Here is a 14559-nt window from a genome sequence, read left to right as displayed (position 1 = left end):
AGTCCCGGGGGGACGGGGCAGGGAGTGGCGGGTGAGGCGTTGGTTTTGGGCGTGCGCCGGGGAGGGAGGGTGTGGAAAATGCTTTTGGGTGGGGGGGGGGGGGCCCCCCCCCCCGCCCCCCCCGCCTGTGTCGCCTGCGCGGTCATTTAGAACGAAAGCGCCGGGCAGCTGTCGTCGGAGGTGTAGTCGTGCACCTCGATCTCGCCGGACGCGATCTTGGCCTTCGCCTCATCGACGGCGGCCATCATCTCTTCGGTGACGAGCGATTCGTTGTTCTCGTCCACGGCGACGCCGACGCCCTCTTCGGAGATGCCCAGGACTTCGATGCCGGGCGCGAACGCGTCGTTGCGGCCTTCTTCAAAGACGTCATAGACGGCGTTGTCGACGCGCTTGAGCATCGAGGTCAGCACGGAACCCGGGTGCAGGTAGTTCTGGTTCGAATCGACGCCGATCGAATAGACGCCCTCGTCCGCGGCGGCCTGAAGCACACCGACACCGGTGCCGCCCGCGGCTGCGAAGACCACGTCAGAGCCCTGGCTGATCTGCGACTTGGCAAGTTCTGCGCCCTTCACCGGATCGTTCCACGCGGTCGGCGTGTTGCCGGTCATGTTCGCGATCACGTTGATGTCGTCGCTGACCGACTTGGCGCCTTGTGCATAGCCGCAGGCGAACTTGCGGATCAGCGGAACGTCCATGCCGCCGACGAAGGACACGGTGCCCGTTTCCGACGCCATCGCCGCCATGATGCCGACAAGGTAGCTGCCGGTATGCTCGGTGAAGACGATGGATTTCACGTTCGGCGCATCGACGACCATGTCGACGATGGCGAAGTTGGTGTCGGGATAGTCGGGCGCGACCTTTTCAAGGGTCGAGGCGTTGGCGAAGCCGAGAACCACGATGGGGTTCGCGCCGCGCTCTGCCATCTTGCGCATGTTCTGCTCGCGCTGAGCCTCGGACTGAAGCTCGGTCTCGGTGTAGTCGCCGCCGGTCTCTTCGATCCAGCGCTGTGCACCGGTGTAGGCGGATTCGTTGAAGGATTTGTCGAACTTGCCGCCAAGGTCGATGATGAGGCCCGGCTCTGCCAATGCAGCGCCCGCGGTCAGCGCAAGCGCGCCCGCGGCGCCGAGGAATTTCGTCATCAGGGTCATGGATGTCTCCCGGTTGTGATGGGGTGCCTCGGCTGTGCCGCCGATATCCCCGAAAAGCAGCCGATCCCGTATCGGGATCATCGGCGAATTAGGGACGAGGCCCCGGGGAGGGTCAACTGGTTTTTCAGGGATTCCCGGTCACGATGGGGCGTTTGCCGCCGCGTTCATGGCCTGACCCGCCGTCACGAGGAGCAAAGCGCCTTGGAAAGCACCAGCGCATCGACCGAAAGCCCGCCGGGTGTGCGGTAGTAGCGGGGGCGGCGCCCCACCTCGTGCCATCCCGCAGCGGCATAAAGCGCCCGCGCCGCGGCGTTTTCTGCCGAGACTTCGAGGAATGCAGTAACCGCCCCGCGCCGGGTGGCCTCGGCCTGGAAGTTGTCCAGCAGGGCGCTTGCGATGCCGTGCCGCCGCGCCTCGGGCGGCACGGCCAGCGTCAGCAGTTCGGCCTCTCCGGCGGCGGCACGTCCGACAAGGGCGGCGCCGCGGTCTTTCAAGAGGAAAACATGGGGGTCCGACAGAAGGTCCGCAAACGACTCCGCGCTCCAGGGGGGCGGCGTGTCGAAGCATTGCGCGTGCAATTCGGCCAGCGCGCCAGGTGTCATCCCAGCATCACCGGCGGCGCCTCGCGCGGGGGGGCGGCATCGGCGGGACGCAGGTAAAGCGGCGCGGGCCGAAGGGTGCGGTCAAAGCCGGGGTCCGACAGTCGCGCAGCGGCAACGTGGGCGATCCCGGTGGCAATGCCCGACAGGTCGCGCTCGGTGCTGCGCGCGGCGCCGATGGCAGCGGCGAGGCGGACGCTGTCGGTGCCAAGGACGTGGCAGGCCGTCAGCGCGCCCACGGCATCCGGCGCAAGCTGTGCGGGATCGCCGATTGTCTGGCCATCTGCCACCGCCTGAACATAGACCATGCCGCGCGGAGCGGGCAGGCTGACAAGATCGGCGTCCGTGCCGTCCGCCAGTGCCTCGAACCCGGACACGCCGATCGCCGGAATCCCAAGCGACAGGGCAAGCCCGCGCGCGGCGGACACCGCGATGCGGATGCCGGTAAAGTTGCCGGGGCCTACTCCGACACCAATGGCGTCAAGGTCGCTCCAGCCCGCGCCCGCCTCTGCCAACACCTCTTGCAGCAGCGGCATCAGCGCCTCGGCCTGCCCCCGCGACATCTCGGTGCGGCGGGTGGCAACGATGCGGCCATCCGTCAGCAAAGCGGCCGCGCACTGCGCGGCCGCTGTGTCGAACGCCAGAAGCGTGGCCATCACACGGCGACCGGGCGCACCTCGGTCACTTCTGGGATGTAGTGACGCAGCAGGTTCTCGATGCCCATCTTGAGCGTCAGCGTAGACGACGGGCAACCAGCGCAAGCGCCCTGCATGTGCAGATAGACCACACCCCGCTCGAAGCCGTGGAACGTGATGTCGCCGCCATCCTGCGCCACGGCGGGCCGCACGCGGGTGTCGAGCAGTTCCTTGATCTGGCCGACGATCTCGGCATCGGGGCCGTCGTGATCGGCATGGCCGACCGCGCCTGCGTCACCCACCATGACCGGCTGGCCGGACTGATAATGCTCCATGATCGCGCCCAGAAGGGCGGGCTTGATATGATCCCACGCGATCGCGTCCGTCTTGGTGACGGTCACGAAGTCTGTGCCGAAGAACACGCCCGACACGCCGTCAACGCCGAACAGGCGCGCGGCGAGCGGCGATTTCTCGGCGGCATCGACGTTGGGAAAGTCTGCCGTGCCCGCGTCCAGAACGGCCTGCCCGGGCAGGAACTTGAGCGTCGCGGGGTTCGGGGTCGACTCTGTCTGGATGAACATGACGGATAATCCTTATCGGTTTCGTCAGATATGCGTATGGCCGCAACCATAGTCAAGATTTAGAAACATTCTAAAGAAAATCGAGAGCGATTGGAAGGGCTCGCCAGAGAGGTCTAACCCTCAGGTGACGGCCTCTAGCCGCTCTTTCGACAGATCGCCCGGCACGATGGTGATCGGCACCGGCAACGTGCCCGAGGTCCGGGACAGTTGCGACACCAGCGGGCCGGGGCCGCTTTTCTCGGTTCCCGCGCCCAGCACCAGCACGCCGACATCCGCATCCTCGCGGATCTGCGCAAGGATCTGGTCGACCGGTTCACCCTCTCGGATCACCAGCTCTGGATCGACCCCCTGCCGGTCGCGCATCCATTTCGCGAAAACCTCGAAATGGGCTTCGATCCGTTCCCGCGCCTCTTGCCGCATGATGTCGCCAACGCCGATCCAGTGCTGGAATTCGTCTGGCGGGATGATCGACAGGATCTGCACGCCTCCGCCCGTCCGGGCGGCCCGCATGGCGGCGAATCGCATCGCATTCAGGCATTCACGGCTGTCGTCGAGCACGACGAGGAACTTGCGCATCGGGGTCTCCCTGACGACCGGATCATGGCCGAAGGCAGGGCACCTTGCAATGTGCTGCGTCAGTCGATTCCGGCGATGTCGAAGCCGCTTTGTTCCAGCCAGATGTCGTAGGCCGTGGTGACCTCCAGCTTGCGTGCGATCAGGTACTCGCCGGTGTGGGTCAACCAGATGTCCCGCAGCGGCGTGTCGATCCCGGTCTCGCGCACCTGTGCCTTGTGCGCGCGCACCCGGTCCACCACGAGAAGCGTCACGAAGCGGCGGAACTTTTCCAGCCGGTCCAGGTATTGCGTGTCGTGGTGCAGCTGCGTTCCGTCTGCGGCGCCTGCGGTCACACGTTCCAGCGCAGTGGCGCAGCTTTGTGCAATCTGCACGATCCACGGCGCATCCGGCCCCGTTCCCTTGCCGTCGGCCCGGTGAGCGTAATAGCCGCAGGTCTCTTCAAGATCGTAGTCCGCAAGGGCAGCCCCCGGCATCCCCAGAACCGCGCCCGCCAGCACGGCGGCCAAGACCGACTTCTTCATGCGATGCATCCCTGTCCCGCCTGTGTCGTTCCCGCGAGGCTAGGGGATCATGCGTCCGCCACAAAATGAATTGTGGCGATAACGGGGCGGATCGGGGCGCGATGCCTTGCAATTTTGCAACATGGCACGGTGTTGGTCAGATCGCGGACCGGGCCCAGTCCCAATACAGCGACCGCGCGCGCCGCGTGATCGGCCCATGCTGATACGCGGTGCCCTCGAATTCGGTCACTGGCGTCACCTTGTTCAGATTGCCGGTCAGGAACACCTCGTCCGCGCTGCGGAAGTCGTCGAAGCCCAGGACCGTCTCGATCACCTCGACCCCGTCGGCGCGCAAGTTCTCGATGTGCCGCGCGCGGGTGATGCCTGCAAGGAAGGTGCCGTTGGGGATCGGGGTCAGGACGACGCCGTCGCGCACCATGAAGACGTTGGCGCTGGCGGATTCCGCGACGTTGCCCATGGCATCCGCAACCAGCGCGTTGCCGTAGCCCTTGGCGCGCACTTCGGCCAGCATCCGCGCGTTGTTCGGGTAAAGGCACCCGGCCTTGGCGTTGACCACGGCGCTTTCCATCACGGGGCGCCGGAACCGTGACGTCGCCAGCGTCGTCGTCGCTTCGGGGTCAGCCATCGGCACCTCTTCGAGGCAGATGCAGAAGCCTGTCGCCTCTTGCGAGGGCACGATCGCCAGGTAGTCGCTTTCGGTGGACCAGTACATCGGCCGGATGTAGACGGGCGCGCCCTTCGGGTAGGCCTTGAGGCCATCCTCGATGAGGCCGACCATCTCGTCCGCGCCAACGGTGGGACGGATCATCAGCGCCTCGGCCGAGCGGTTCACGCGCTCCACATGGGCGCGCAGGTCGGGCGCCATACCATCGACCGACCGGGCCCCGTCGAACACCGTGGTCCCAAGCCAGGACCCGTGGTCGGCGGCCCGCATCACCGGCACGTTGCCGTCATGCCATTTGCCGTCAAAGTAGGTGCGGATGTTCTTGCCGGTCGCCATGTGCCTCTGCCTCCGTAGGTCCGGGGCGCGACACTAGGCGAGCGGCGGCGGGGCGTCTAGCGCCGCGCCTCGGCAATCAGGGCGCGCACGTCGAGCCGGGCGTTGACCATCTTCAGCGCGCCGTTTGCATCGCGCGGCCACTCCGCTTCGGGGCGGTCGCGGTAAAGCTCGACGCCGTTGCCGTCGGGATCGTCGAGATACACCGCCTCGCTCACCCCGTGATCGGCGGCACCGGTCAGGGCGATGCCCGCCTCGGTGACCCGTGCGACCGCATCGCCCAGCGTCGCGCGGTCGGGATAAAGAAACGCGGTGTGAAAGAGCCCGGTGTGACCACGCGGCGGCGGTGTGCCGCCCAGCGAGTCCCAGGTGTTCAGGCCGATGTGGTGGTGATAGCCGCCCGCAGACAGGAACGCCGCCTGTTCGCCATAGCGCTGCTGGATCTCGAATCCCAGAACGCCCGAGTAGAAGGCGATGGCACGGTCGAGGTCCGCGACCCTGAGGTGGACATGGCCGATGCGGGCGGCGGGATGGACGGGATTGGTCATCTGGAACTCTCCTTGCGCGCCACAGTGTGACCCTGCGCCCGGAAGAGCGAAACTTGCCAATTCGGCACCAGTGCTGTGCGAATATCGACAGGCCAGCGAGCGGCGCCAAATCCTTTCAAAGGATTTGGCCCGGAATTTCCCTGAAATTCCGCCGCCCGGATCAGGCCGAGCGCACCAGCCCGACGATGTCGTAGGCCTGCGCGAGGATCGGCGCGGCGATGGCGCGCGCGCGCTCTGCCCCGCGCCCAAGGATGCGGTCGATTTCCGCAGGGTCCTGCATCAGTCGCGCCATTTCGGTCGAGATCGGCGACAGCTTGTCCACCGCCAGATCGGCCAGCATCGGCTTGAACTCGGAAAACTGCTTGCCGCCGACCTCGGCCAGCACCGCGTCCACGGTCCGGTCCGCCAGCGCGGCATAGATGTTCACGAGGTTGCGCGCCTCTGGCCGGTCGTTCAGGCCCGCCGCCTCGGACGGCAACGCCTCTGGGTCGGTGCGCGCCTTGCGGATCTTCGACGCGATGGCCTCGGCGTCGTCGGTCATGTTGATCCGCGCCATGTCGGACGGGTCGGATTTCGACATTTTCTTCGATCCGTCGCGCAAGGACATCACCCGCGTCGCCGCGCCCTCGATCACCGGCTCTGTCAGCGGGAAGAACTCGGTCTCATAGTCGTGGTTGAACTTGGCGGCGATGTCGCGGGTCAGCTCGAGGTGCTGCTTCTGATCCTCACCCACCGGCACATGGGTCGCGTGGTAGGCAAGGATGTCGGCGGCCATCAGCGCCGGATAGCCGAACAGGCCCAGCGAGGCGTTCTCGGCATTCTTGCCCGCCTTGTCCTTGAACTGGGTCATCCGCTTCATCCAGCCCATGCGGGCGACGCAGTTGAAGATCCAGCCGAGCTGCGCGTGCTCGGGCACCTGGCTCTGGTTGAACAGGATCGAGCGTTCGGGGTCGATCCCGGCGGCGATGAAACCGGCGCATAGCTCGCGCGTGGCGCGGGTCAGCTTGCCCGGGTCCTGCCAGACGGTGATCGCGTGCAAATCGACCATGCAGTAGATCGTCTCGAACGACCCTTCGTCCTGCATCGTGACAAAGCGTTTCATGGCGCCAAGATAGTTGCCCAGCGTCAGCCCGCCCGATGGCTGGATGCCCGAGAAGACGCGAGGGGTGAACTGGGGCTGGGCCATCTGGCACTCCGTCATGGATTTCTGCGCCGCGCTCGCTTACCGCTGGGGGCCACACCCGTCAAGGAAACCCGGCCCATGAGCAATCCCTACACCGAGTCCCCCGTCAACCCCCTTCCGCCCGTGGTCATCGTTCTGGCCCTTGCGATGGTGCTGCCGGAAATCGTTTTCCAGCTGGGCACACGCGGGCTGGTCGGCGGGCCGCAGGCGGTAGGCTGGCGGCTGGATGCCATCGAGCGTTTCGCGTTTTCGGGCGATATCCTTGACTGGATGCTGGCGAACGGGCGGTGGCCGCCGGAACAGGTTGTCCGCTTTGTCTCCTACCCGTTCGTCCATGCCAGCGCGACGCACATGATCTTCGTGCTCGTGTTCCTTGTGGCGCTGGGCAAGATGGTGGCCGAGACCTTCGGCGCGCTCGCCGTGGTCGCGGTGTTCTTCGGCTCGGCGATTCTGGGGGCTTTGGTCTATACGCTGGTGCTGAATGATCCTCTGCCGCTGATCGGTGGCTATCCGGCGGTCTACGGCCTGATCGGCGCCTTCACCTTCACGCTCTGGGCGCGGCTGGGGGCAGCGGGCGAGAACCAGTTGCGCGCCTTCACGCTGATTGCGCTTCTTCTGGGCATTCAACTGGTGTTCGGGTTCTTGTTCGGGGCGGGCAACGACTGGGTTGCCGACATGGCAGGCTTCGCGGCGGGTTTCGGGCTGTCCTTTGTCGTGGCGCCCGGCGGCTGGGCGCGGATCGTCCAGCGGTTGCGCAGGCGGTAGGACTGCGTATTTCTGCAAAGGAGAAGCCGGGGGTCAGCGCCGGAGCGTCTTGCGCAACTCGCCAATCGGCAGGCCGCCGGTGACATGCGCCGCCGCAAAGTAGACGGCGATGCCCACGGCGACCAGGAGCGCCAGTGCCGCGTAGCGCAAGCCCGGCGTCGAGAGCCATGGTGCCATGATCGCCGCAAGCGCCCAGAGCACGCCGCCCATGATCGCGGCGGCGCCGAGGATGCGGGGCAGGCGGCGGCGAAAGCGGTCGTCGAAGGCCGCCGCCTCGCCCATGCCGCGCGCGCCGCGCCACAAGAGGATCACCATCGCCCAGGCGGCAAGCGTGGTGCCGATGGCGGCGGCGATGAAGCCGATGACGGGGGACAGGCCGATGGCGATGACGGCGTTCACGGCCAGCGAGGCAAGCGCATAGTAGAACGGCGTGCGTGTGTTCTCGCGCGCGAAATACAGCGGCTGCAGCGATTTCTGCATCACGAAGGCGGGCAGCCCCGCGCCGTAGACCGCCAGAGCCAGCGCGGTGGCGGCAGTGTCGGCGGCATCGAAGCGGCCCCGTTCGAACAGCACCGACACCAGCGGCGACGCGATCACGATCAGCGCGACGGCGGCAGGGATGGTCAGCGCAAGGCTGATCTCGGACGCACGGTTGAAGGCGTGGCGGCCACCTGCCGTATCGCCCGCGCGCAGGCGGCGCGACAGGTCTGGAAGCAGCACGACGCCGACGGCGATGCCGACGACGCCAAGGGGCAACTGGTAAAGCCGGTCGGCGTAGTTGAGCCAGGCGATCGCGCCCTCGAAGAAGCTGGCGACCTGCCGCCCGATCAGAAGGTTCAGCTGGACGACGCCCCCCGCGAGCATGGCGGGGGCCGCGATGATGGCGAGGCGTTTGAGCTCGGGCGTGAGGCGCGGCAAGCGCGGGCGCAGGCGAAACCCGGCCCGGTTCGCCGCCCACCACACCAGCGCAAGCTGGACGACGCCGCCGACGGGGACGGCAAGCGCCAGCAGGCTTCCCGTCTCAAGGCCCGGCTGGCTGGCTTGATCGAGGCCGAGCAGCGCCGCGGCGGGCAGATCAAGGGTCTGCCCGACAAGGATCACCAGGATGAACACGACGTTCAGCAGCACCGGCGCCGCAGCCGCCGCGACGAAGCGGCCCGAAGCGTTCAGCACGCCCGAGATCAGTGCGGCGAGCGAGATCAAGAGGATGTAGGGGAACGCGATCCGCCCGAACACCACCGCCAGATCAAAGCGCTCGTCAGCGGCGAACCCGCTGGCCATCGCGGTGACCAGAAGCGGCATGGCGACGATGCCGAGCAGGGTGAAGCCGGTCAGCAGCACCAGCATCCCCGCCATCGCATCGCGGGCGAAGCTTTCAGCATCCTCGCCCGCCTCGAGCCGTTTCGAGAACATCGGGATGAACGCCATGTTGAACGCGCCCTCGGCGAAGAAGCGGCGGAACATGTTGGGCAGCGAAAAGGCGACGAGGAACGCCTCGGCCACCGGCCCCGCGCCGAGCGTGGCGGCGATCAGGATGTCGCGGACAAAGCCGAGGATGCGGCTGGCGAAGGTCCATCCCCCAACGGTCAGGAAGCTCGACATCAGGCGAATGGGGGTCATGGGTGTCCCGTGGCGGATCGGTCAGGGCCGCAGACTAGACGCGCGCGCGGCGCGGCGGAAGAGGCGACGCCCGATCAGGCGTTCGCCCGCTCTGCCCCGGCGCTGATCGCCTCGCGCAGGCGTTTCTCAAGCGTCTTCTGTTTCGAGCCGGTGTAGAACTTCAGCCCGAACATATCCTTGACGTAGAAGGTATCGACGACCTGCGCGCCGTAGGTCGCGATCACGGCGGAGGAGATATAGACGTTCGACGCCGCCAGCGTGCGCGTCAGGTCATACAAGAGACCGGGACGGTCGCGGGTATCGACCTCGATAATCGTGTAGATTTCCGAGCCGTCGTTGTCGAAGGTGATCGAGGTGGGCACGCGGAATTCGCGCTCGCGCTTCTTGATCTTGTCGCGGGTCTTCATCGCCTCGCCGGTGACGACCTCGCCCTTTAGTGTCTTGAGGATCATCTCGCGCAGGCGCGGCAGGCGGCTGGCCTCGAACGGCGCACCGTCGTTGTCCTGCACCCAGAACACCGCCGTCGCGAAACCGTCCTTGGATGTGTAGGTGCGCGCGTCCACCACGTTGGCGCCGACAAGGCTGATCGCCCCCGCCAGCCGCGAGAAGATGCCGGGGTGGTCGGCCATGACGAAACAGGCGCGGGTCGCGTCGCGGTCCTCGTCCGGCATCAGGTCGATACGGATCTCGTCGGTGCCGATCTCGCGCAGAAGGTTGGCAAAGACGACATGCGCCGAGGGCGGCAGCCCCTGCCAATAGGGGCCGTAGTGGCGCGCGGTCTCGGCGCGCAGGTCCTTCTTGTCCCAGCTTGCCAGTGCGTCGCGCAGCGCCTTCTTGGCCTCGTCCTCGCGCGCCTCGCGGTTCACCGCCTCCAACCCGTGTTCCAGTGCGCTGGCGGTCTGGCGATAGAGCGTGCGCAAAAGCTGCGCCTTCCAGTTGTTCCATGTGTTCGGACCGACGCCGCGAATGTCGCAGACGGTCAGCACGGTCAGCAGGTCGAGCCGCTCCTTCGTCTTCACCGCCTTGGCGAAGTCGCGCACCGTGCGCGGGTCGGCGATGTCGCGCTTCTGCGCCATGTCGGACATCAGAAGGTGATAGCGCACCAGCCATTCCACCGTTTCGGCGTCCTTTGGCCTCAGGCCCAGACGCGGCGCGACGCTGCGGGCGATGCGCGCGCCCAGGACCGAATGATCCTCGTCGCGGCCCTTGCCAATGTCGTGCAGCAGAAGCGCGGTATAGAGAACCTTGCGGTCCAGCCCCTCTTTGAGGATGCGGCTGGCGATAGGCAGTTCTTCGACCAGTTCGCCCCGCTCGATCTCGGCCAGCGTCGAGATGCACTGGATGGTGTGCTCGTCCACCGTATAGCTGTGATACATGTTGAACTGCATCATCGCGACGATGGTCTTGAACTCGGGCAGGAAGGCGCCAAGCACGCCGAGCTCGTTCATCCGCCGCAGGCCCCGCTCGGGGTTCCCGTGCTTCAGCATCAGGTCCATGAAGATGCGCTGCGCCTCGCGGTCCTCGCGCATGCCGTCGTCGATCAGGTGCAGGTTCGCCGTGACCAGCCGCATCGCATCGGGATGGATCAGATATCCGGTGCGCAGGCCTTCCTCGAACAGGCGCAGGATGTTCAGCTTGTCGGACAGGAAGACCGCCTGATCCTCGATGGCCAGACGGTTGTGGATGACGATGAAGTTGTCCTTGAGCTTGCGCCGGCGCCGGAACAGCCCGGCCAGCAGCGGCTCCTTCTTGATGTGGCGCGCCTCGAGCGCGGTGAGGAAGATGCGTGTGACCTCGCCGACCTTGTTGGCGTGCAGGAAATACTCCTGCATGAAATGCTCGACCGCCCGGCGCCCGCCCTTGTCGGCATAGCCCATGCGCGCGGCGACCTCGACCTGCATGTCGAATGTCAGCTGGTCCATCGCCCGCCCGGTTATCAGGTGCAGGTGGCAGCGCACCGCCAGAAGAAAGTTCTCGGCGGCGCGAAACGCCTCGTATTCCTCGCGGCGGAACACACCCATCGACACAAGGTCGGCGGCCTTGTCGACGCCGTGCACGTACTTGTCGATCCAGTAGAGAGATTGCAGGTCGCGCAGCCCGCCCTTGCCCTCCTTCACGTTGGGCTCGACCATGTAGCGCTGGCCGCCCTGCTTCTTGTGGCGCTCGGCACGCTCCTGCAACTTGGCCTCGATGTATTCGGCTTCGGTATTGGCGAAGAGATCCGCGCGCAGCCGTTCGCGCAGGGTGTCGGACAGCGCCTCTGTCCCGCCGATGAACCGCTGTTCCAGAAGCGCGGTGCGGATCGTGTAGTCCTGCCGCCCAAGCCGGATGCAGTCCTTCACCGTGCGGCTGGAATGGCCGACCTTCAGGTGCAGGTCCCAGAAAATGTAGAGCATCGATTCGATCACGCTCTCGGCCCAGCCGGTGATCTTGTAGGGCGTCAGGAACAGCAGATCGACGTCCGAGAACGGCGCCATCTCGGCCCGGCCATAGCCGCCGACCGCAAGAACGGTCAGCCGCTCGGCGTCGGTCGGGTTCGGCTTTGGGTGCAGCCGGGACAGCGCGGTGTCCAGCACCGCCGCAACGACGCAGTCCATGACATAGGCATAGGACCGCACCACGGGGAACGCGTCGGACGGTGCCGCGGCAAAGGCCTCGGCGATGCGCGCGCGGCTTTCAGTGATTTCTTCTCCCAGGATCTCGACCGTGGCGGCGCGGATGCCGCGCGCGTCTGCGGCGGCGTCATGGGCAAGGCTCAGGCGTTCTGCGATGCGGGCGCGGTCGAACAGCACCTGCGCCGGAAGAACAAGGTCTCCCGGCGCCTCGGCGACATCCATGACGGCGGCGAGGGTCAGCTCAGAACCCCGCGCCGCCAAAGCTGCGGGGCGCCGGATCGACGATCACGACCTGCTGGTCCCGGATCGTCGCAATGGCCAGCCCGCGCTCGTTCGAGCCGTCGCTGCGCAGGCGGAACACGCCGTTCACGCCGGCAAAGCCCTGCGCCTGCGTCAGCGCGGCGCCGCTCAGGGCCGACGAATCGCCCGAGCCGACGAGCGCACCGATGGCTGCGATGCCGTCATAGGCCAGGCCCGCGATCGGATGAGGAGCCTCGCCGTAGGCGGTCATGTAGCGCTGTTCGAACTGCTGGGTGAGGGCGGGATCGGGGACTGCGAACCAGCCGCCCTGAAGCCCCGACAATTCCAGCGCGGTGGCCGGGATGTCCCAGCGCTGCAGGCCGATGAACTGCGCATCCTCGGGGCCAAGGCCCTGTTCGGGCAGAAGCTGCGCCAGGAAGGGCAGCGCGCCCGCCGTGCCCGAGGTCAGGAACAGCGCGTTCGCGCCGCTCGAGCGGTAGCTGTCGACGATGGTCGATGTCGCCTGAACGACGCCGTTCTGGGACAATTCGAACGGCACGACGCCCGCGATGGTGCCGCCGCTGGCCCCGACGGCGTTGACGATGGCGTCCTTGCCCTTGGTCTCGGCCGCGTCCTGTCCGTGGACCACCAGCACGCTGCCGCGCCCGTTTGCGACGGCATAGCGCGCTAGGCGGTCCGCCGTCGCCTCGAAGGTGTTGCCGAGGACAAAGACGTTGCCCCCCGCGATGTCGGTGTTGTTCGAGAAGGCAAGGACGTTGACGTTGGCGCCCGCTGCCGTGGCGCCAGCTGCACTCGCCGCACCGGCATAGACCGGGCCAAGCAGGATCTTGGCGCCGTCGTTGATCGCCTGCTGTGCGACCTGCGCGGCGACGGTGGCGTTGCCTTGCGTCTGGTAGACGCGAAGGTCGACGGAAACGGTCGGCGGCAGGTCGGCAATCGCAAGCCGGGCTGCATTCTCGAGGCTTTGGGCAAGCGCCTGGTCGCCGGCCTGACCAGAGCCCGCAGGCACCAGAAGCGCGACCGGCACGGGGGCCGAGGTGTCGACACGCGGACCGCCCGCGCCGACGCCGCCAAGGGTCACGGGACCGCAGGCGGCTGCCACCAATGTCAGGGCCAGCGCCGCCCGGCGCAGGATGGTTCTTGCGGAGTTCTGGACGAATCGAACCATGGATTACCCTTCCCTTGGTGCCTTTCTTGCAGTGAGCGGCAGACTATGCGCTACAGGCTGGAAGGTAAACGGCACGAGGAGGCGGTCCATGCCGATCGACATCAAACCGCTTGCGGCCGGTCTCTACATGGTTTCGACGCCAATCGGCGCGGCCCGCGACATCACCTTGCGCGCGCTTGACGTTCTGGCCTCGGCGGATGTGCTGGCGGCCGAGGACACGCGCACCCTTCGCAAGCTGATGGAGATCCACGGCGTTGCCCTGCGCGAGCGTCCCATGGTGCCCTATCACGACCACAACGGCCCGGCGGCCCGCCCGCGCATTCTGGACGCGCTGGCGGCGGGCAAATCCGTCGCCTACGCCTCGGAAGCTGGAACGCCGCTGGTCGCCGACCCCGGATACCAGCTTGCCGGAGCGGCCATCGCGGAAGGCCATCCGGTGATCGCGGCGCCGGGCGCGTCCGCGGTGCTGGCCGCACTGGCGGTGGGCGGGCTGCCGACCGACAGGTTCTTCTTTGCGGGGTTCCTGCCCAACGCGCAGGCCGCGCGCCGGGCCGAGTTGCTGGAGCTGCGCGCGGTGCCGTCAACCATGGTGTTCTACGAATCTCCCAAACGGGTTGGGGAAATGTTAGGAGATCTGGTGACAGTGTGGGGGCATGAGAGACGGGCGGCGGTGTGCCGGGAATTGACGAAACGCTTCGAAGAGGTGTCGCGCGGAACGCTGGGTGATCTGGCTGCGGCTTTCGCAGGGCGCAGCGTCAAGGGAGAGATCGTCGTTCTGGTGGACCGCGATCGCAGCGTCGCCACGCAAGAATCGCTCGAAGACGCGCTCGACCGTGCCTTGTCGAGCATGAGCGTAAAGGATGCCGCTGCAACCGTCGCCGAAGCGCTGGGGTTGCCGAAGCGGCAGGTGTATCAGGCGGCGCTCGCGCGCGGCGCAAAGGACGGATGACGATGGGACAGGCCACAAGCTACCACGCCGGACAGTCGGCAGAGGATCAGGTGGCTGCGGACTATGCGCGCAGCGGGGCTGTGGTCGCGGCGCGGCGCTGGCGCGGCCCGGGCGGCGAGATCGACCTGATCCTGCGCGACGGGGCCGGACTGATCTTTGTCGAGGTGAAGAAAAGTTCCGATTTCGCGCGCGCCGCCGCGCGCATCACCCGCCGCCAGCTTGATCGCATCTGCGCGTCTGCCTCGGCCTTTCTGGCGGGGGAACCTGCGGGCCAGCTGACCGACGTGCGCTTTGACGTGGCGCTGGTCGACGGATCGGGCCGGATCGAACGCCTCGAGAACGCATTCGGGGCCTGACAAGAGGGCCCGAGCCTTGCTCTTGCGGTCTGCCTGC

Annotated in this window: 15 protein-coding genes; 3 read left to right on the top strand and 12 right to left on the bottom strand. The window is 66.7% G+C overall.

Features of this window, described 5'->3' with window-relative positions; genetic code table 11:
• Positions 1-146: 146 nt before the first annotated feature.
• From KTJ87_RS16435 to trpS, 9 genes are all read right to left on the bottom strand, one after another.
• Positions 147-1148 (bottom strand): BMP family lipoprotein, encoded by a 1002-nt coding sequence (locus tag KTJ87_RS16435; protein ID WP_267140236.1) that lies wholly within the window; start codon positions 1146-1148, stop codon positions 147-149.
• A 182-nt stretch (positions 1149-1330) separates the two neighbouring features.
• A complete protein-coding gene (locus tag KTJ87_RS16430) occupies positions 1331-1750 on the bottom strand; it encodes a GNAT family N-acetyltransferase (RefSeq protein ID WP_267140235.1) in 420 nt (139 codons plus the stop codon).
• Complete coding sequence (gene tsaB, locus KTJ87_RS16425; RefSeq protein WP_267140234.1) at positions 1747-2403, bottom strand: tRNA (adenosine(37)-N6)-threonylcarbamoyltransferase complex dimerization subunit type 1 TsaB; 657 nt, start codon at positions 2401-2403, stop codon at positions 1747-1749. Before tsaB ends, KTJ87_RS16430 begins: the two co-directional genes overlap by 4 nt.
• Positions 2403-2963, bottom strand: coding sequence for a NifU family protein (locus tag KTJ87_RS16420; protein ID WP_267140233.1), 561 nt, complete (start codon positions 2961-2963; stop codon positions 2403-2405). The genes tsaB and KTJ87_RS16420 overlap by 1 nt, the downstream gene beginning before the upstream one ends.
• Positions 2964-3083: 120 nt before the next feature.
• Positions 3084-3539 (bottom strand): universal stress protein, encoded by a 456-nt coding sequence (locus KTJ87_RS16415; protein WP_267140232.1) that lies wholly within the window; start codon positions 3537-3539, stop codon positions 3084-3086.
• Between the two features lie 59 nt (positions 3540-3598).
• Positions 3599-4060, bottom strand: a complete 462-nt coding sequence (locus KTJ87_RS16410; RefSeq protein WP_267140231.1) for a hypothetical protein — start codon at positions 4058-4060, stop codon at positions 3599-3601.
• 136 nt (positions 4061-4196) lie between these two features.
• Positions 4197-5060 (bottom strand): branched-chain amino acid aminotransferase, encoded by an 864-nt coding sequence (locus tag KTJ87_RS16405; protein WP_267140230.1) that lies wholly within the window; start codon positions 5058-5060, stop codon positions 4197-4199.
• Between the two features lie 56 nt (positions 5061-5116).
• Positions 5117-5605: a VOC family protein gene (locus KTJ87_RS16400; protein ID WP_267140229.1), complete on the bottom strand. Its 489-nt coding sequence runs from the start codon at positions 5603-5605 to the stop codon at positions 5117-5119.
• A 160-nt stretch (positions 5606-5765) separates the two neighbouring features.
• Positions 5766-6791: a tryptophan--tRNA ligase gene (gene trpS, locus KTJ87_RS16395; protein ID WP_267140228.1), complete on the bottom strand. Its 1026-nt coding sequence runs from the start codon at positions 6789-6791 to the stop codon at positions 5766-5768.
• Between the two features lie 75 nt (positions 6792-6866).
• Between trpS and KTJ87_RS16390 the strand changes: the two genes are divergently transcribed.
• On the top strand, positions 6867-7553 hold the full coding sequence (locus KTJ87_RS16390) for a rhomboid family intramembrane serine protease (RefSeq protein ID WP_267140227.1): 687 nt from the start codon (positions 6867-6869) through the stop codon (positions 7551-7553).
• 33 nt (positions 7554-7586) lie between these two features.
• On the opposite strand, the gene murJ is transcribed toward KTJ87_RS16390, so the two are convergent.
• From murJ to KTJ87_RS16375, 3 genes are all read right to left on the bottom strand, one after another.
• Positions 7587-9173, bottom strand: a complete 1587-nt coding sequence (murJ, locus tag KTJ87_RS16385) for a murein biosynthesis integral membrane protein MurJ (protein ID WP_267140226.1) — start codon at positions 9171-9173, stop codon at positions 7587-7589.
• Positions 9174-9247: 74 nt separating this feature from the next.
• Positions 9248-12010, bottom strand: a complete 2763-nt coding sequence (locus KTJ87_RS16380) for a [protein-PII] uridylyltransferase (RefSeq protein ID WP_267140225.1) — start codon at positions 12008-12010, stop codon at positions 9248-9250.
• Positions 12011-12029: 19 nt separating this feature from the next.
• Positions 12030-13217, bottom strand: a complete 1188-nt coding sequence (locus KTJ87_RS16375) for a penicillin-binding protein activator (protein WP_267140224.1) — start codon at positions 13215-13217, stop codon at positions 12030-12032.
• An 88-nt stretch (positions 13218-13305) separates the two neighbouring features.
• Between KTJ87_RS16375 and rsmI the strand changes: the two genes are divergently transcribed.
• Both rsmI and KTJ87_RS16365 read left to right on the top strand, forming a co-directional pair.
• Positions 13306-14166, top strand: coding sequence for a 16S rRNA (cytidine(1402)-2'-O)-methyltransferase (gene rsmI, locus KTJ87_RS16370; protein ID WP_267140223.1), 861 nt, complete (start codon positions 13306-13308; stop codon positions 14164-14166).
• A 2-nt stretch (positions 14167-14168) separates the two neighbouring features.
• Positions 14169-14522: a YraN family protein gene (locus tag KTJ87_RS16365; protein WP_267140222.1), complete on the top strand. Its 354-nt coding sequence runs from the start codon at positions 14169-14171 to the stop codon at positions 14520-14522.
• The last annotated feature ends 37 nt before the right edge of the window (positions 14523-14559 follow it).

The organism is Anianabacter salinae (assembly GCF_019061145.1).
In the GTDB taxonomy this organism is placed as follows: Bacteria; Pseudomonadota; Alphaproteobacteria; order Rhodobacterales; family Rhodobacteraceae; genus Anianibacter; species Anianibacter salinarum.
This window is presented reverse-complemented; position numbering and strand designations above follow the sequence as displayed.